Consider the following 17,544-nt stretch of genomic DNA (forward strand, 5'->3'; position numbering starts at 1 on the left):
CGCGCTACGTTAAAAACGCTTCCTCATTCCTGGCCGCAGTCCGCATACGCTGCTTGGTGCTTTGGCTCGCTATCTCGTGACGACACTATCTAGCCTCTGGTAAAGCGACTGATTACTTTGCCTGGGCAGGATAAAGATTTTTCGCCGCGCCTATCAATTCCATTGTCTTGACGTATTCTGCGCTGCTGGTCTTGGTTAGATGGGTATTCCCCGCGCCCCCGCCCACCGTGATGGCGGCCAGTGCAGCCTTGCCGCTGGCGCTATCACCTATCGTCACCAGGGCCTCAGTAATTTTTTTCGCTTGTTCTGGTGGCATGTCACGTGCCAGAGAGATCGCAAAACCCGGGACAGGATCGGCTTTAGCCAATATCCGCAGCTTTCCTGGATGCGCCTTCAATGCTTCTCCTGCCACTTTCGGCCCCACGGAAATCACATCGACCGAGTTTTCCAGCAACAGCGAAACCAGTGTGTCCTGAAAGTTTATTTCCTGTACTTGCTTGAAATCACGATTCAGCATGACCCCCTCGCTCTGCAGCAAATGGGCCGCCAACTGGCCTATCAGCGTTTTACGGCTCACCATACCAATTCGCGAACCTTTAAGGGAGGCGACGGTTTTGTATGGGCTTGGTTCCCTGACCAGCAGAACCGAAGCGAGATCCTTGAACTTCGCAACCGGATTGAATCCGGAGACCTTATAAGCCTCGGCAATCACATTGGTGGGCCCCATCAACAAGTCATACCGACCCTTGCCTGCATGCGCATCGATCGTCTTGAAGCTTTGCGTGATGTCGGTGCGTACCTGAGTCCCCGCAGCTTTGCCGATATAGTCGGCCAGCGGCTGGAATGAATCCCTTAACACCCATTGATCCTCACTGCCGTAGGCGCCGGGATTGATGCCAAACATCAGCCGGTCGGCTGCGTGCAGGTTAAAAGGTAACAGTAGCACTACAGTCATAAAGAAAAAACGCTTTGCCTTCATTTTTAATCTCCTTGTAATATTGAGCACTTATAGTTTCAGTGTGCATTCTTAGATATCAAGCTATTATTTTTAGCATGCTGCTCAATCAGCGATGCAGCATCGATTCGATAACGTGTATCCACTACCGAATCTAAGTCACTCCCATATACGAGCAGTAAGCATGCCATTTATCGATTGTTACGATCAGGCTGCTGTATAAACGTGCGTCTACTTGATTTGATGTCGATATTCAGCCGAATTACTCTAATCCGATCATCTGAGCCGCATCTGTTACCTGTTAGCTTTTCATCAACTCTGTCTGACAATTCGCCGCAAACACAGGCCGCGATACTATGGATAGCGAGGTATATCTGGGCCAGCTAAAAACAAACACCCGCTTATCGCGGGTGTTTGTTACTTACTAGGCAAACACGGAAAATCAGATGCTGTTCAGCATAATAATGCCTGACTTCCCTGTTAACGTTATTGTTGTAAACAATATCCCATGCGTCAGTTATTTTCCGACGGCGGGTAAAGCTTTTGCGACGCGCTAATTAGGGCCATCACTTTTGCATATTCAGCGCTATTCGCTTTGGTGAGACTGGTAACGCCCACACTCCCACCCGCCGAGGCAACAGACAGAGCCGCTTTGCCACTCGCGTTGTCACCCATGTTCAACAATGCCTCGGTTATTTTTTTCGCCTGGGCTTGTGGCATGTCTTTAGACAAAGCGATCGCAAAACCAGGAACCGGATCGGTATTAGCCAAAATCCGCAGCTTTCCAGGATTATCCTTTAATGCCTTTGTGGCGGCTTCGTGCGAAATGGCAATCACATCCACGGAATTTTTCAGCAACAGCGAAACAAGGGTATCCTGAAACCTTATTTCCTGCACTCGCTGGAAGTCCTTGCTCAGCAACAATCCCTGCTTATTCAACAAATCCGCAGACAGCGCCCCCATAAGCGTTGCACGGCTTAGCATGCCGATTCGCGAATTTTTCAGCGAAGCTACGGTTTTATATGGACTTTGCTCGCTGACTAGCAAAGTCGCGTGCAGATCCTTGAATTTTGCTACTGGAACAAAACCGGCGTCCAGAAGCGCCCGGCCTATCACATTCGTCGGCGCCAGCAACAAGTCATATCGACCTTTGCCGGAGTGCTCATCGATAGACTTGAAATTTTGCGTAATATCGGTACGCACAGGAATGCCGGCTGCCTTGCCGATATAATCGGCGAGCGGCTGGAACGAATCCCTTAACATCCATTGGTCTTCCTTGCCTGCCGCAGTGCCGGGATTGATGCCAAACATCAGTCTATCTGCTGCCTGCAGGTTAAAAGATAGTAGCAACGTTGCAACAAAAAATATTTTCCGCATTATTTGAGACACCTTTTTGACAATGTGCAATTCAGACTTATGCGTCTGGTTCTCGCTATCAGCCAGCCAGATGCAAACTCGAATTCAGGAACATAGTGCCCATCTCACATACCAAACACGTGAGCGTTAGCAAGCGCTGCGGATCCCATCACGCACATATGATTAAAACAATGATTTCACTGGGAGAAAACAGGAAAATCTGCCACCCACCTATTATGTCCATTGCCGTCGAATCAACCCCGCATCCTGGAACTGATGCTGCAACCCGATTAACGACAAAAAACAAACTATCTTAAGCAGGCTATGACGTATTATCCGTTGGCATTTTCCCGACGCCGCTCAATAGTCCACCAGAGCCGAAGCGTTGTCTTGGCGCCAGGCGAGAGAGATAAGCAGCTGAATTGTCTCAATCGCTTATTTTTCAGATGCAGAACAATATTTTGACAGCAGGTAGGCGTGGAATTCCTCGCTCACCTCATCATGCTTCAATGCATATTCCACCGTGGCTTTCAGATAGCCCAGCTTGCTGCCGCAATCGTAGCGCACCCCTTTAAACTCGTAGGCTTGTACCTGCTGTTCCTGCAACAAGCTGGCAATCGCGTCGGTAAGCTGGATCTCGCCGCCAGCACCCGGCTGGATGTTCTCGATGTGATGGAAGATGCGCGGGGTAAGAATGTAACGCCCAACTACGCCTAACGTGGAAGGCGCATCCTCCGGACGGGGTTTCTCCACAATCGAACTTACCTTGTGCAAACCATTGGAGAGCGGCGTTGCCGCCACGATCCCGTACTGGCTGGTTTCTTCACGGGCAACATTCTGAACCCCCAGCAATGAGCATTGATAGTAGTCGTATAAATCCACCATCTGCTTCATTACCGGCGGCTCGCCGTCGATCAGGTCATCGGCAAGGATCACGGCAAAAGGCTCGTTTTGCACCACCGGTTTTGCGCACAGCACCGCGTGTCCGAGGCCCAGCGCCTCAGACTGGCGAATGTAAATGCAATTCACGTGGGACGGCAGTATGCCGCGCACCAACTCAAGCAACTTGGTCTTGCCATGCGCTTCCAGTTCGGCTTCCAGCTCGTAGGCCTTGTCGAAATGGTCCGGGATGGAACGCTTGCTGCGCCCTGTAATAAAGATCAGGTCGGTAATACCGGCTGCGACGGCCTCTTCCACAGCGTATTGAATCAATGGCTTGTCTACAATAGGCAGCATTTCCTTTGGACTGGCCTTGGTAGCAGGCAAAAATCGTGTGCCCATGCCCGCAACCGGGAAAACCGCTTTGGTAATCGTGTTAGTCATGCTGGCTCCATAGTGATTACAAAATTCATTTTAAACTGTTCAATAATTCCAGCAATGCGGCCTCATCGAGAATTTTGACGCCGAGTTCTTGCGCTTTGATGTATTTGCTACCGGGATCAACGCCAGCCACCACATAGTCGGTTTTTTTCGACACGCTACCGCTCACTTTACCACCTAGCGACTCAATATTTTCCTTGGCATCTTCGCGGCTCAGATTGGGCAAGGTGCCGGTGAGCACGAAAGTCTTGCCGACAATTGCGCTGGTTTGGATGGACATGCCCGGCTCGTCTTCCGGCCAAACCACCCCGCTAGCGCGTAGCATATCGATCACTGTGCGGTTATGCGGCTCGGCGAAGAACTGCGCAACGGATTGCGCCACCACCGGTCCCACATCGGGTACCTGCTGCAATACAATCTGGTCGGCAGCGATCAACGCATCCAGATTGCCGAAGTAACGCGCCAGATCCTTGGCGGTCTGTTCGCCCACGTTGCGGATACCCAGTGCATAGATAAAGCGTGCCAAAGTCGTGTGCTTGCTGGCCTCGATGGCAGCGAGCAGATTGGCGGCGGATTTGTCCGCCATGCGATCCAGATTGGCCAGTTTCACCATACCCAGCCGGTACAGATCGGCCGGGCTGTTGATCAATCCCATATCCACCAATTGGTCGACCAGTTTTTCGCCCAGTCCGTCGATATCCATCGCCCTGCGGCTGGCAAAATGCCATAGTGCCTGCTTGCGCTGCGCCGGACAATACAAGCCACCGCTGCAACGTGCCACTGCCTCATCCGGCAAGCGCACCACATGCGAACCGCACACCGGGCAAGTAGTGGGCATGACGAATTCGCGTGCGTCGGGCGGACGGCGTTCCGTGACCACAGACACGATTTCAGGAATCACGTCCCCCGCGCGACGCACATTCACCCAATCGCCAATGCGCACATCCTTGCGGCGGATTTCATCCTCATTATGCAACGTTGCGTTGGTCACCGTCACGCCGCCGACAAACACGGGAGCAAGCCGCGCCACCGGCGTCAACGCACCGGTACGGCCGACCTGCACGTCGATCCCCATCACCTGGGTCAGCTCTTCCTGTGCCGGAAATTTGTGTGCAATGGCGAACCGGGGTGCACGTGCGACAAAGCCAAGCTGCTCCTGCAAGACGAGATCGTTGACTTTATATACCACGCCGTCAATGTCGTAGGGCAACTGAGCACGGGCACTTCCAATCTGGCGGTAGAAATCCAGCAGACCGGACACACCCTGCACTACGTTGCGCTGTCTGGCGATAGGCAGATGCATATCCAGCAGCTGATTCATTATTTCAGCGTGGGTCGGGGGGGTAATCCAGCCATCTGCGGCGCCAATGCCATAAGCGAAAAAATGCAGACGACGGCTGGCAGTGATGCGAGGGTCGAGTTGACGCAATGAACCTGCGGCGGCGTTGCGTGGATTGGCAAATTCCTTGTCCCCGCGCTCGCGTTGAGCGACATTCAACGCAGCAAAGTCCGCTTTGAGCATGAGCACTTCGCCGCGCACTTCGAGCAAAGCAGGCGGTTGTTTGATGCCCAGTTGCATCGGAATTGCACGAATTGTGCGCAGGTTAGCCGTGACATCCTCGCCGGTGTAACCATCCCCGCGCGTAGCACCCTGCACAAAACGTCCCTGCGCATAACTCAGCGTAATCGCCAGGCCATCAAACTTGGGTTCAACTGCGTATTCGATTTGCGACAGCCCGGTCGACTCGCGGCAACGGCGATCAAAAGCCTCGATTTCCGCATCGTTAAACGCATTATTTAGCGATAACATCGGTACACGGTGAGTGATCTTGGAAAATGCCGCAACCGGCGCTATGCCCACGCGCTGAGTGGGAGAATCCAGCGTCACCAGCTCCGGATATTGGGTTTCCAGTGATTGTAATTCGCGTAACAAGCGATCAAATTCAGCATCGGGAATAACGGGTGCGTCTAGCGCGTAGTAACGGTAATTGTGGTACTCGATCTGTTCGCGCAACTGACGTGCGCGCACGGCAATCTCGGTGGGAACAGGCATCAGTCAAATAAGCGCAGCGCCCGCTTGCTGCCACCAGCAATACCGCGCGCCTGCATGCGTTTGTAGATTTGGTCGATTTGCATACGGATTTTGTCGATACCCGCCTGGGAGAGGGGACGGATATTGTCATCCACTAATTGACCACCCAGCTGCTCGCTGAGCTGATGCGCCAATTCGGTCATGCGGTCGAATGCCGCCAGCCCATTGGCCACGCGCGGCAAATCGAACAGCAGGGTGATGCCATGGGTGGAAAACGGTGCGTTTGCATTTGCCGTAAATGGCGCGGATTCGTGGTTGCACAATGAGTAAATCACCTCATTGGCAGCATTGCGGCATTGGTACACGCCGTCTACCGCCAGCACCATGTTTGCACGCTGCGCCAGTTCGCTGATCCTGTTGCCCGAAAACACTTCATTGTCACGGCTCACCACATTCAGGCCGATCAGCACATCCACATCCACGCAGAACAAATCGAGTTCGCTGGCCCGCTGCAATGCAGAGGGAATGTCGGGACATTCTGCTATACCATTGAAACGGCTGGCCAACTGCCGTGCCAAAGTGCACAGCTGTACCAGATGGTCTTCGCTGACAGCGCCATTGCGGTCAGCCAGTTGCAGGGCAATCACGATCTCCGAATAGGCATCTTCGCGCCAGCTGGCGATTTCCTCCCAGTCTCCGGCAAGATGGTTATAGCCAAACCAGTACATATGCTTGCCGCTAATACGGCTACGCTCGATCTGCTCAGTCATCGCGGAACCAGGAATCGCATCCGTGGTTTGCAGCCGAATCTCGAAATCAATCTCCGTATCTGTTGGAGGTGGCGGCAGCTCGACTGAGGGGGGCGCGGATTCCGGCTGCGATGCCACCCTTGCTTGAACCGGTATGGAATGTGCCGGCTGTGGCTCGTGAAGCGCGGAAACATCAGCCTGATAATTGATTGTTGATGAGTTTGTGCCGGTAGTTGCAACTGGCTCTATCTGCTCATGCATCCGGGGAGAGCCTGGCACGAATTGTTCCGCATATCCCGGTTCATCCAGATAGGGTTCGATGCGCGCTGCATCGGATTCGGTGCCTGGTTGTCCATCCAGTAAAACATCCTGCTGAGACTCAAACATCTCGCGTGACTGCTTGCGGTATTTTCTTTCCTGAAACCAGTTGTAAAGGACAATCGCTACGACCACTACGATTGCGACGGCAATCAGACTGATTTGCAATGGATTCATCTTTGCTTTCCGTCTCCCGCGCCACCTGGAAGTGGCTGCTGTTTATTATTCCCGTTTTGAGCAGGCGCCGCTGGTTGTGCCTGTCCCGGTTTCAATACCTGAAAAAAAACTTCGTCGTTACGGATCATGCCCAATTCGTTGCGCGCCCGCTCGGCAATCGCATCCAGCCCATGCTTCAAGTCGCGCACTTCGGCATCCATCGCCAAATTACGTGCGGTCAGGTTGGCATTGACCTGTTTTTGCTCGGCGACCTGACGGCCTGTATCCCACACCTGCAACCAGCCGCCTTTGCCAAACCAGAGCGGATACTGCAAGGACAGCAGCAAAGATACCAGAATCCAAGTCATCCAGCGCATCTGGCGCAATTAGATCAATTGCCGATCTGATAAAAAGCGGACCGGCCCGGATAGCGCGCAGCATCACCCAGTTCTTCTTCGATACGCAGCAATTGATTATATTTGGCCATGCGGTCGGAACGTGATAGGGAACCGGTCTTGATTTGCAACGCATTGGTTGCCACTGCGAGATCGGCGATCGTGGTGTCCTCGGTCTCGCCGGAACGGTGCGAAATCACCGAAGTGTATCCGGCACGCTTGGCAGTCTCGATCGCATCAAATGTTTCGGACAGTGTGCCGATCTGGTTGACCTTGATCAGGATGGAATTGGCGATCCCCTGGCGGATACCCTCGCTGAGGATTTTGGCATTCGTGACGAACAAATCGTCGCCCACCAGCTGGATGGTTTTTTTCAGCCGTGCGCTCAGCACTGCCCAACCCGCCCAGTCATCCTCGGCCATGCCGTCTTCGATACTGATAATGGGGTACTTGTCGCACCAGCTCGCCAGGTAGTCGGTGAATTGTTCGGAAGAGAGCTGCAGCCCTTCGGATTCGAGGTGGTATTTGCCGTCTTTGTAGAACTCGCTGGCGGCACAATCGAGGCCGATGGCAATGTCGGTGCCCGGCACGTAACCGGCTTTTTCAATCGCCTGCACGATGAGCTTCAATGCAGCTTCGTTGGATTCCAGATTGGGCGCAAAGCCGCCTTCGTCACCGACGGTCGTGGTCATGCCCAACCCGTCCAGCAGTTTTTTCAGCGCATGAAACACTTCCGCGCCATAGCGCAGCGCTTCGCGGAAGCTGGGCGCGCCGAGCGGAATGATCATGAATTCCTGCATGTCGATATTGTTGTTGGCGTGCGCGCCGCCGTTGATGATATTCATCATCGGCACCGGCAACTGCATCGGGCCCGCGCCACCCAGATAGCGATACAGCGGCAGGCCGGATTCTTCCGCCGCCGCACGCGCCACCGCCATCGACACTGCCAGGATCGCATTGGCTCCGAGGCGCGACTTGGTTTCCGTACCGTCCAGCTCGATCATCGTGCGGTCGATGAAGTGCTGTTCTTCCACATCCAGACCGATGATGGCCTCGCAGATTTCGGTATTGACGTTTTCCACCGCGCGCAATACGCCCTTGCCGAGGTAGCGCTGGGCATCGCCGTCGCGCAGCTCGATCGCTTCGCGGCTGCCGGTGGATGCGCCGGACGGCACGGCAGCGCGTCCCATTACGCCCGATTCCAGCAACACATCGGCTTCTACAGTGGGGTTGCCGCGCGAATCCAGAATCTCGCGGGCGATGACATCAACAATTGCACTCATTTATTTTCCCTGTCCAATCAACGGCTACGCTATGCGCAACCTATTTCACTTTGTTTTCAATCAATCCGCGCTGTTTCACCAGCGCATCCATTTCTTTCAGCGTGTACAGCAATTCTTTCATCAATCCCAGCGGCCAGGCATTGGGTCCGTCGGACAGCGCCTTGGCCGGATCGGGATGCGTTTCCGCAAACACACCGGCCACCCCCGCCGCCACCGCTGCACGCGCCAGCACCGGCACGAATTCACGCTGGCCGCCGGAAACATTGCCCTGCCCGCCCGGCAGTTGCACCGAATGCGTGGCGTCGAACACCACCGGGCAGCCGGTTTCGCGCATCACCATCAACGAGCGCATATCCGACACCAGGTTGTTGTAGCCGAACGACACGCCCCGCTCGCACACCATGATGTTGTCCTGCCCGCCGTTGGCGGCACGCGCCTTGTCCACCACGTTCTTCATATCCCAGGGGGCAAGGAACTGCCCCTTCTTGATATTCACCGGCTTGCCCGCGCACGCCACAGCGTGGATGAAATCGGTCTGGCGGCACAGGAAAGCGGGCGTTTGCAACACATCCACCACCGCTGCCACTTCGCTGATTTCCTCGATGCTGTGCACATCGGTCAGAACCGGCACGCCGATTTCCTTTTTCACATCGGCCAGGATCTGCAGCCCGGCGCTCATGCCCGGCCCGCGGAACGACACGCCGGAACTGCGGTTGGCCTTGTCGTAGGAAGACTTGTAGATGAACGGCACGCCCAGCTCGGCGCAAATTTCTTTCAGCGCCCCGGCGGTGTCCATCGCCATCTGGCGCGATTCCACCACGCACGGGCCGGCGATCAGGAACAGCGGTTGATCCAGGCCCGCCTCAAATCCGCACAGTTTCATACTGTTTCTCCTGCTGCAGCGAACTTTCCTGCTGCAGATTGCTGATGGGTAAGCGCCGCCTCGACAAACGCCTTGAACAGCGGATGCCCGGCACGCGGTGTAGAGGTAAATTCCGGATGAAACTGACAGCCGATGAACCAGGGGTGATCGGGCAATTCCACCATTTCGCATAGACCATCGCTGGCAGACAGTCCGCTCACTTTAAGTCCGGCCTGTTGCAATTGCGGCAGCAGCGCGTTATTGACCTCATAGCGGTGGCGGTGACGTTCAGTAATCTCGTCGCTGCCATACACGTTGCGTGCAAGCGAGTTGGCATCGAGTTTACAAACCTGGCCGCCCAGACGCATGGTGCCGCCCAGATTGGAATTCGCGCTGCGGGTTTCCACCTGGCCGGCGGCGTCTCTCCATTCGGAAATCAGCGCCACGATGGGATGCGTGGTGGCCGGTTCGAATTCGGTGCTGTGCGCGTCTGTCATACCCGCCTTGTGACGCGCATATTCAATCACGGCAAGCTGCATGCCGAGACAGATGCCCAGGTACGGCACCTTGTTTTCCCGCGCATACTGGATCGCGGCAATCTTGCCCTCGACACCGCGTTTGCCGAAACCGCCCGGCACCAGGATGGCATCCATGCCGGTAAGGCAGCCGATACCGTCCTTCTCGATCTGCTCGGAATCCAGGTAGTGGATATTGATATGGGTGCGGGTATGAATCCCCGCATGGATCAGCGCCTCGGACAGGGATTTGTACGACTCGGTCAGCCCCACGTACTTGCCCACCATGGCGATATCGATCTCATGCTGCGGATGCTCCAGCGCTTCCACCAGGCCGTTCCACATGGACAGATCGGCGGGTGGCGGCGTGATGCCGAACTTGCGGCAGACAATCTCGTCCATGCCCTGTTCGCGCAGCATTTCAGGAATTTTATAAATGCTGTCCACGTCGTGCACGGAAACCACCGCACCCGGTTCCAGGTTGGTAAACAGCGCAATCTTGCGGCGTTCCTCGTCGGGCAACGGGCGGTCGCCACGGCACAGCACCACGTCGGGCTGGATACCGATCTCGCGCAGTTCTTTCACCGAGTGCTGGGTGGGTTTGGTCTTCACCTCGCCCGCCTTGCCCAGATACGGCACCAGCGTGAGGTGGATGTAGCAGGTATTGTTGCGCCCCTCTTGCAAACCCATCTGGCGGATCGCCTCCAGGAAGGGTAGCGATTCGATGTCGCCCACAGTACCGCCGATCTCGACAATGGCCACCTCGGCCCCCGCTGCGCCGTTGCGGATATGCAGCTTGATCTCGTCGGTAATATGCGGAATGACTTGCACCGTGCCGCCCAGATACTCGCCGCGCCGCTCCTTCTTGATCACCGATTCGTAAATCTGGCCAGTGGTGAAGTTGTTGCGCTTGCTCATGTGCGCATGGGTAAAGCGCTCGTAGTGGCCGAGATCGAGGTCTGTTTCCGCTCCGTCCTCGGTGACGAACACCTCCCCGTGCTGGAACGGGCTCATGGTGCCGGGATCCACATTGATGTATGGGTCCAGCTTCATCATGGTGACTTGCATGCCGCGCGATTCAAGAATGGCGGCGAGAGAGGCGGCGGCGATTCCCTTGCCCAGGGAAGAAACCACACCGCCAGTAACGAAGATATAACGGGTCATGTTGATTTACGGCGCAGGTAATGCTGAATTTTAGCGTAAAGCGCTGGGGGTAACAATTGGCAACAGCGATAGCTGTTTAAATTCACTGTCCAACTCCACCCATGTTTTGGTCAAATTGTTATTTCGGTTCTTGATAATACCCAGGCGGGACGGGCGGTGGCCCGAGCATCTCAGCCAGCTTGCCTGCAATATCGAGAATCTCCATGTCATGCCAGCGCCGGCCCACCACCTGGACGCCGATAGGCAGACCCTCCTCAGACAAGCCCAACGGGATGACGACCACCGGATGCCCGGTGAGGTTGAAGATGCTGGTATGGTAAACCGTAGCCATCCAATACGGCATTTTCTTGCCGTCGACATCAATCGCTTTCCCCGGCACTGTCACGGCAGCGCGTCGGTGGGTGAATGCGGGCGTCGCCGCCACAGGGCAGATGAGTGCATCGCAGTGATCGAACATTCCCTCCATCCCGGCGATAAAGATTTCTCTTTCGGTCAGTGTCTTCATATATCCGCTAATGCCCATGCGTAAACCTTTGGCCATCCCAGCGTGAAACGGCTGATTTGGAAACATCAACGGATAAAGCGCTGCACCGAGCCAACGCAATGGAACGGGCACACCCGGGACAGCCATTGCCGTAGTCAGCGCACCGCCAATGCGCCATGCCGCGTCGAAATCCAGCGGCGGCGTACGTTCCTCGGTCTTGCAGCCGCGCTCACCTAAATCGGCAAACAATTGCTGCAACAAGCGCCGGGTATCGGCGCTTACCTCCAGACCGCCAAAATCGCTCGTCCAGGCTAAACGCAAATTTAGCAGTGGCTTGGTGGATGCGGGGGTCAACGGAACGGGAGGCACCAGAAAATCGCGACCATCGGGACCCGCGATGACTGAAAATACCAGCTTGAGGTCATCGACTGAGCGGGCAATCGGTCCGAAGCAGACCAAATGTCGAAATGCATGGGGCTTGCCGGGCAAGTCCGTGATATGTCCCGTACCAGGAACCCGATATTCCGTCGGCTTGAAGCCATAGACACCACAATAGTGCGCCGGAATACGGATTGAACCATTACCGTCACTACCCAGTTCAATAGGCGTAAGACCGGCGGCCACCGCTGCCGCCCCTCCACCTGTACTGCCGCCCGGTGTGCGACCAAGATCCCAAGGATTATTACCAATGCCTAGCAAGGGACTATTGGTCTGCACATCCTGGCCTAAAACAGGCATATTGGTCTTGCCGAGGAGGATAGCGCCCGCTTGCCGCATTCTGGCTACCGCCGTGGCATCACGCGCCGGGATATGGTTTGCCAACCCTTTGAACCCTGCCGTCGTTCGTAAACCTGCCGTTTCGTAAAAATCCTTGGCGGTAAATGGCACACCATGCAATGGTCCCCAGCTTTCGCCACGAGCCCGCGCTGCATCCGCTTCGCGAGCTTGCTGCCGTGCGCGTTCCGCATCCAACGTTACGATGGCATTCAGTTTTGGATTGTATCTGGCGATTTGTGCCAAATGCGCCTCAACCACATCAAGCGAGCTAATCGCACCGGAATGTATCGCTTGCGCCAAGCGACTCGCTGTGGTGAAAATGGGGTGCTCCATGCACGGCTCCCTATAGATGCCGATCTACATCTTCAATTTAGCTTGCGGCTCATAGGCAGTCGGCACAACGCCAGATTATTACGCCTTACAAGCGACTAACAATTTAGCATCCGTCACGGTGACATATAACCATGTTTATCGAGCTTTAGTCGTGCGGCAGCGCACGCTACACCGATTCCGATGCAAGCGGCTGGATATGTGTGTAGTTACCGCCCTTTTCCAGTTCCCATACGTCCAATGTTTGTTGCATCCGCAGCCAGATGCCGGGGCCGTTCCCGAGCAACTTGCCGATACGAACCGCCATGTCTGGCGTGATGGGACGCTTTTCGTGCAGGATTTCAGATACCGTCAGGCGCGAAACGCTCAAACGCAGAGCCAGTTCGGTTTGGGTCATGCGCAACTCGGGCAATACGTCTTCCCGCAGGATAGCGCCAGGGTGCGTGGGTTTGTGCTGGGTGCTACGCAAGCTAACGGGTTGTTCGTTCATCAGTGATAATCCTCCAGTTTAAGCATAGTGGCATCGCCCTTTCTAAACTCGAAGGTGATACGCCAATTACCGGAAACACGCACGCTGTAAAGATACTTTTTGTCGCCTTTTAAGGGATTCAGACGGGGGTTGAGCGTCCAGGCTCACCCCCGCCCCAACCTTTCCCAGGTCTCCAGCACCGTATCCGGGTTCAGCGACAGGGAATCGATCCCCTGCGCGACCAGCCAGTCGGCCAGATCGGGATGGTCGGACGGCCCCTGACCGCAGATGCCGACGTATTTACCGGCCTGCTTGCAGGCGCTGATGGCTTGCGAGAGCAGCGCTTTCACTGCCGGATTGCGTTCGTCGAAGCTGGCGGCGACCAGGGATGAATCGCGGTCGATCCCCAGGGTAAGCTGGGTCAGGTCGTTGGAACCGATGGAGTAGCCGTCGAAGTATTGCAGGAAGTCGTGCGCCAGAATCACGTTGGAGGGCACCTCGCACATCATGATCAGACGCAGACCCTGCTCCCCGCGCTTGAGGCCGTTGTGCGCAAGCGCTTCGACCACGGCGCGGGCTTCGTCCACGGTGCGCACGAAGGGGATCATCAATTCCACGTTGGTCAGCCCCATGATCTCGCGCACTTTTTTCACGGCGCGGCATTCCAGCGCAAAGGCGTCGCGGAACAGGGGCGAGACATAGCGTGCAGCGCCGCGCAGGCCGAGCATGGGGTTTTCTTCGACCGGCTCGTAGGCGCGGCCGCCGGGCAGATTGGCGTATTCATTCGATTTGAAATCGGACAGGCGCACGATCACCGGTTTGGGCCAGAACGCAGCGCCCAGCGTGGCCACGCCCTCGGCGAGTTTTTCCACATAGAAATTCACCGGATCGCCGTAACCCGCACTCTTGTCCTCCAATGTGGCACGGACATCGTCCGGCACGTTGGGATAGTCCAGCGCGGCGCGCGGATGGATGCCGATCTGGTTATTGATAATGAACTCCAGCCGCGCCAAGCCGACACCGTGGTTGGGTAGCTGGCTGGCGTCGAAGGCGCGCTCGGGGTTGCCCACGTTCATCATGATTTTGACCGGCGGCTCGGCCAGATTCCCCAGGGTGACTTCGGTGATTTCCACTTCCAGCCGCCCTTCGTACACGAAGCCGGTATCACCCTCGGCGCAGGACACGGTCACCTCGGCACCATCCCGCAGACAAGTGGTGGCATCGCCCGCCCCCACCACTGCCGGGATGCCGAGTTCGCGCGCAATAATCGCCGCATGGCAAGTGCGCCCGCCGCGATTGGTGACAATGGCAGACGCCACTCTCATCACCGGCTCCCAGTCCGGGTCGGTCATATCCGTGACCAGCACGTCCCCCTTTTGCACGCGCGCCATTTCAGTCGGGCTGGCGATATTGCGCACCACGCCTTGGCCGATGCGGCTGCCGATGGCGCGACCCTGAGCGAGAATGCGCGAATGCTGTTTCAGCGCGAAACGTGTTTGCGTGGTGCCGACACGCGCCTTAACGGTTTCCGGGCGCGCCTGCACGATAAACAGCTCGCCGGTTACACCATCTTTAGCCCATTCGATATCCATCGGGCGGCCATAGTGCTGCTCGATGGCAATGGCCTGGTCCGCAAGCGCCACGACATCGCTGTCCGTCAGCGCAAAGCGGCGCCGTTCGGTTTCCGGCACTTCGACCACCTGTGTGGCATTGGCCGCATCCTGACTCGCGCCGAATATCATTTTGACCGCCTTGCTGCCCAGCGTGCGCCGGATTACCGCGCGGGTGGGCTTGTGCACATAATATTCGTCCGGGTTGACCTGGCCCTGCACCACGGTTTCTCCCAACCCGTAGGCGGCGGTGATGAACACCACGCCGTCGAAGCCGGATTCGGTATCCAGGGTAAACATCACCCCGGAACACGCCAGATCCGAGCGCACCATGCGCTGCACCCCGGCGGACAGCGCCACATGGTCATGCTCGAAACCCTGATGCACACGATAGGCAATGGCGCGGTCGTTATACAAGGAAGCAAACACCAGGCGGATGGCGGCGAGCACATTATCCACACCCTGGATGTTGAGATAGGTCTCCTGCTGCCCGGCAAACGAGGCATTGGGCAGGTCTTCGGCAGTGGCGGAAGAACGCACTGCCACCGGCACATCGCCCTGTTCCGCACAGGCAGCGCGGATGGCCGCTTCCAGATCCGGCTGCAATGGGCTCTGCGCTACCCAGTCACGAATTTCCTTGCCGGTCGCCGCGAGCTGCGTCACATCCGCCACGTCGAGCTTGCTCAAGACATCGCTGATGCGAGCAGTCAGATTATTGAAATCAAGAAAATCACGAAACGCCTGCGCGGTGGTGGCAAAGCCCCCCGGCACGTTGACGCCAGCACTGGACAGGTTACCGATCATTTCGCCCAGAGAGGCATTTTTGCCGCCCACGCGGGGAATATCGGTAAGCTTGAGCTGGGTGAAATCGATGATGTAGGGCTGGTTCATGCTCTTATCCTCAAAAGGCTGTTACATGCGGCACCAGTGTAGCCCGGACAATACCTTGTGTGTTGGTTCTGCACAGGGCGCAGCAGCCTGGACCCTACCCTGCCTGCCGCACCCGCTCGAACAGGCATACCGCCAGCGCGGCAGCCGCGTTAAGTGACTCCACCGTGCCCGGCATGGGGATGGTGAATTCTACGCCTGCTGCGGCACGCAGTTCAGCGGAAAGCCCGGCGCCTTCATTGCCTACTGCAAACGCCACCGCGCCGCGCAAATCGGTTTGATACAGGCTGTGCGCTGCACCCAGCGTGGCAGCGCATACCGCACCGGGAAAAGCCTGTGCTACGGCCGGTAGGTCGGCATTTTCGATAATATGGGTCGCAAAGTGCGCCCCCATGCCACCGCGCAGCACCTTGGGGGACCAGGCATCGGCACAACCAGAGGAAAGATACACCACGTCAACCCCCGCCGCCGCCGCGCTGCGCAACATGGCGCCGAGGTTGCCGGGGTCCTGGATGGCTTCCAGCAACACGCAGAAATTCGTTTTGGAGGGTGGGGCAGATTGGGGAATGGTGATCAGCGCCAGTATGCCGGTCGGAGCTTTAACCGGTGAAAGCACATTGAACAACGCTTGTGATAATGTCAGTCGCTCCACTTCGGCACAATCTTGCAGCAAGGAGCTGGCGGATGCGGCCGCTGTTGTTATCAGCAGCGCGGGACGGATTCCGGCCTCCAGCGCCGCGGTCAGCAAATGCTCGCCATCGAGCAGGGTTTGGCCGTATTCATGGCGCACAGCGGCTGATTCGGCGAGTTTTTTTACATGCTTGAAGCGCGGGTTTTGCGGCGAGGAAATGGTTTCTGTCATGTCGCGTCAGCGCGTGGCGAGAAGTAGTCGGTATTGTAGCTCAAGGTATCATAGGCAAAAATGAAAATAGCCCTCATTACTCCAGCCAAACCCGGTAGCCGTCTGGGTAACCGTCACACTGCGTTACGCTGGGCCGCCATGCTGCGCCAGCGCGGTCATCAGGTCGCGCTGGAAGTCAGCTGGAATAGCCACCCCGCCGACCTGATGCTGGCGCTACACGCTCGCCGTAGCGCCGATTCCGTTGCCCGGTTTGCCACGGCCTACCCGCAATGTCCGCTGGTACTGGCACTGACCGGAACCGACATCTATCGCGACATCCACTTTGACGCTGACGCGCAACGCTCGCTCGCACTGGCTACGCGCATCATCGTGCTGCAGGACAAGGGACTGGACGAACTGGCGCCGGCACTCCGCACCCGGGCGCATGTGGTATATCAGTCGGCGCCCAGCCTGGCGCGCAGGCCCCCGCTCCAACGCAGTTTCGAGGTGTGCATAGCGGGCCATCTGCGCACGGAAAAAGACCCGTTTCGCGCCGCCCAGGCCCTGCACCGGCTGCCTGCGGACAGCCGCATCCGTATTACGCAAATGGGGCAGGCGCTGGATCAGGCAATGGCCGCAGAGGCACAGCACTGGATGCGCGTCGAACCGCGCTACCGTTGGCTGGGCGAGCGCCCCCACGGTGAAGTCCTGCGCTATCTGGCGCGTGCGCCGGTCATGGTCATCAGCTCGCACATGGAAGGCGGCGCGAATGTGATCTGCGAGGCCGTCGCCGCCGGTACTCCGGTCATCGCTTCGGCGATCCCCGGCAACATCGGCATGCTGGGCGAGCATTATGCCGGTTACTACGCGCCGGCAGATACCGCCGCGCTCACCGCGCTGCTGCACCGTGCCGAATGCGACCCGACGTGGCTGGCGTTGCTACAAAATCAATGCGCGAGGCGCCGCGAATTGTTTATGCCTGAAACCGAAGCGGACTCCCTTGCACGCGTGATTGAAGCGTCCTTGCTAGCTTAGGGCCA

Annotated in this window: 15 protein-coding genes; 1 reads left to right on the top strand and 14 read right to left on the bottom strand. The window is 56.9% G+C overall.

What is annotated here, in order from left to right; all coding sequences use genetic code 11:
• Nucleotides 1–112 precede the first annotated feature (112 nt).
• The 14 genes from EI185_RS11730 to EI185_RS11795 all read right to left on the bottom strand — a co-directional run bounded on the left by EI185_RS11730 (nt 113) and on the right by EI185_RS11795 (nt 16,525).
• On the bottom strand, nt 113–979 hold the full coding sequence (locus tag EI185_RS11730) for a phosphate/phosphite/phosphonate ABC transporter substrate-binding protein (RefSeq protein WP_124705349.1): 867 nt from the start codon (nt 977–979) through the stop codon (nt 113–115).
• A 489-nt stretch (nt 980–1,468) separates the two neighbouring features.
• Nucleotides 1,469–2,332 carry a phosphate/phosphite/phosphonate ABC transporter substrate-binding protein gene (locus EI185_RS11735; RefSeq protein ID WP_124705350.1) on the bottom strand — a complete coding sequence of 288 codons (864 nt, stop codon included), beginning with the start codon at nt 2,330–2,332 and terminating at the stop codon, nt 1,469–1,471.
• A gap of 414 nt (nt 2,333–2,746) precedes the next feature.
• Nucleotides 2,747–3,634 (bottom strand): UTP--glucose-1-phosphate uridylyltransferase GalU, encoded by an 888-nt coding sequence (galU, locus tag EI185_RS11740; protein ID WP_124705351.1) that lies wholly within the window; start codon nt 3,632–3,634, stop codon nt 2,747–2,749.
• 25 nt (nt 3,635–3,659) lie between these two features.
• A complete protein-coding gene (ligA, locus tag EI185_RS11745) occupies nt 3,660–5,684 on the bottom strand; it encodes an NAD-dependent DNA ligase LigA (RefSeq protein WP_124705352.1) in 2,025 nt (674 codons plus the stop codon).
• On the bottom strand, nt 5,684–6,907 hold the full coding sequence (locus tag EI185_RS11750) for a cell division protein ZipA C-terminal FtsZ-binding domain-containing protein (RefSeq protein ID WP_124705353.1): 1,224 nt from the start codon (nt 6,905–6,907) through the stop codon (nt 5,684–5,686). Before EI185_RS11750 ends, ligA begins: the two co-directional genes overlap by 1 nt.
• A complete protein-coding gene (gene ftsB / locus EI185_RS11755) occupies nt 6,904–7,254 on the bottom strand; it encodes a cell division protein FtsB (protein ID WP_306308279.1) in 351 nt (116 codons plus the stop codon). Before ftsB ends, EI185_RS11750 begins: the two co-directional genes overlap by 4 nt.
• Before the next feature lie 23 nt (nt 7,255–7,277).
• Nucleotides 7,278–8,564 (bottom strand): phosphopyruvate hydratase, encoded by a 1,287-nt coding sequence (eno, locus tag EI185_RS11760; protein ID WP_124705355.1) that lies wholly within the window; start codon nt 8,562–8,564, stop codon nt 7,278–7,280.
• 40 nt (nt 8,565–8,604) lie between these two features.
• Nucleotides 8,605–9,447: a 3-deoxy-8-phosphooctulonate synthase gene (kdsA, locus tag EI185_RS11765; protein ID WP_124705356.1), complete on the bottom strand. Its 843-nt coding sequence runs from the start codon at nt 9,445–9,447 to the stop codon at nt 8,605–8,607.
• On the bottom strand, nt 9,444–11,105 hold the full coding sequence (gene pyrG / locus EI185_RS11770) for a CTP synthase (RefSeq protein WP_124705357.1): 1,662 nt from the start codon (nt 11,103–11,105) through the stop codon (nt 9,444–9,446). Before pyrG ends, kdsA begins: the two co-directional genes overlap by 4 nt.
• A gap of 118 nt (nt 11,106–11,223) precedes the next feature.
• On the bottom strand, nt 11,224–12,699 hold the full coding sequence (locus EI185_RS11775; protein ID WP_124705358.1) for an amidase: 1,476 nt from the start codon (nt 12,697–12,699) through the stop codon (nt 11,224–11,226).
• Between the two features lie 166 nt (nt 12,700–12,865).
• Entirely contained in the window at nt 12,866–13,186 is a 321-nt protein-coding gene (locus EI185_RS11780) for a HigA family addiction module antitoxin (RefSeq protein ID WP_124705359.1), read from the bottom strand.
• Nucleotides 13,186–13,308, bottom strand: coding sequence for a type II toxin-antitoxin system RelE/ParE family toxin (locus EI185_RS11785; protein WP_124705425.1), 123 nt, complete (start codon nt 13,306–13,308; stop codon nt 13,186–13,188). Before EI185_RS11785 ends, EI185_RS11780 begins: the two co-directional genes overlap by 1 nt.
• A gap of 21 nt (nt 13,309–13,329) precedes the next feature.
• Nucleotides 13,330–15,666: a phosphoenolpyruvate synthase gene (ppsA, locus tag EI185_RS11790; RefSeq protein WP_124705360.1), complete on the bottom strand. Its 2,337-nt coding sequence runs from the start codon at nt 15,664–15,666 to the stop codon at nt 13,330–13,332.
• Between the two features lie 94 nt (nt 15,667–15,760).
• Nucleotides 15,761–16,525: a TrmH family RNA methyltransferase gene (locus EI185_RS11795; RefSeq protein ID WP_124705361.1), complete on the bottom strand. Its 765-nt coding sequence runs from the start codon at nt 16,523–16,525 to the stop codon at nt 15,761–15,763.
• Between the two features lie 60 nt (nt 16,526–16,585).
• Here EI185_RS11795 and senB point away from each other — a divergent pair, with 60 nt between their 5' ends.
• Complete coding sequence (gene senB, locus EI185_RS11800; RefSeq protein WP_124705362.1) at nt 16,586–17,539, top strand: selenoneine biosynthesis selenosugar synthase SenB; 954 nt, start codon at nt 16,586–16,588, stop codon at nt 17,537–17,539.
• Nucleotides 17,540–17,544 lie beyond the last annotated feature (5 nt).

It is taken from the genome of Sulfuriferula multivorans (assembly GCF_003851125.1).
Taxonomy (GTDB): Bacteria; Pseudomonadota; Gammaproteobacteria; order Burkholderiales; family Sulfuriferulaceae; genus Sulfuriferula; species Sulfuriferula multivorans.

What these genes read in the sequence shown, in the direction of transcription:
- ppsA (WP_124705360.1), bottom strand. Translation starts at nt 15,666, where the DNA reads ATGAACCAGCCCTACATCATCGATTTCACCCAGCTCAAGCTTACCGAT.
- EI185_RS11780 (WP_124705359.1), bottom strand. Translation starts at nt 13,186, where the DNA reads ATGAACGAACAACCCGTTAGCTTGCGTAGCACCCAGCACAAACCCACG.
- pyrG (WP_124705357.1), bottom strand. Translation starts at nt 11,105, where the DNA reads ATGACCCGTTATATCTTCGTTACTGGCGGTGTGGTTTCTTCCCTGGGC.
- EI185_RS11775 (WP_124705358.1), bottom strand. Translation starts at nt 12,699, where the DNA reads ATGGAGCACCCCATTTTCACCACAGCGAGTCGCTTGGCGCAAGCGATA.
- galU (WP_124705351.1), bottom strand. Translation starts at nt 3,634, where the DNA reads ATGACTAACACGATTACCAAAGCGGTTTTCCCGGTTGCGGGCATGGGC.
- EI185_RS11795 (WP_124705361.1), bottom strand. Translation starts at nt 16,525, where the DNA reads ATGACAGAAACCATTTCCTCGCCGCAAAACCCGCGCTTCAAGCATGTA.
- EI185_RS11750 (WP_124705353.1), bottom strand. Translation starts at nt 6,907, where the DNA reads ATGAATCCATTGCAAATCAGTCTGATTGCCGTCGCAATCGTAGTGGTC.
- ftsB (WP_306308279.1), bottom strand. Translation starts at nt 7,254, where the DNA reads ATGACTTGGATTCTGGTATCTTTGCTGCTGTCCTTGCAGTATCCGCTC.
- EI185_RS11730 (WP_124705349.1), bottom strand. Translation starts at nt 979, where the DNA reads ATGAAGGCAAAGCGTTTTTTCTTTATGACTGTAGTGCTACTGTTACCT.
- kdsA (WP_124705356.1), bottom strand. Translation starts at nt 9,447, where the DNA reads ATGAAACTGTGCGGATTTGAGGCGGGCCTGGATCAACCGCTGTTCCTG.
- eno (WP_124705355.1), bottom strand. Translation starts at nt 8,564, where the DNA reads ATGAGTGCAATTGTTGATGTCATCGCCCGCGAGATTCTGGATTCGCGC.
- senB (WP_124705362.1), top strand. Translation starts at nt 16,586, where the DNA reads ATGAAAATAGCCCTCATTACTCCAGCCAAACCCGGTAGCCGTCTGGGT.
- EI185_RS11735 (WP_124705350.1), bottom strand. Translation starts at nt 2,332, where the DNA reads ATGCGGAAAATATTTTTTGTTGCAACGTTGCTACTATCTTTTAACCTG.
- ligA (WP_124705352.1), bottom strand. Translation starts at nt 5,684, where the DNA reads ATGCCTGTTCCCACCGAGATTGCCGTGCGCGCACGTCAGTTGCGCGAA.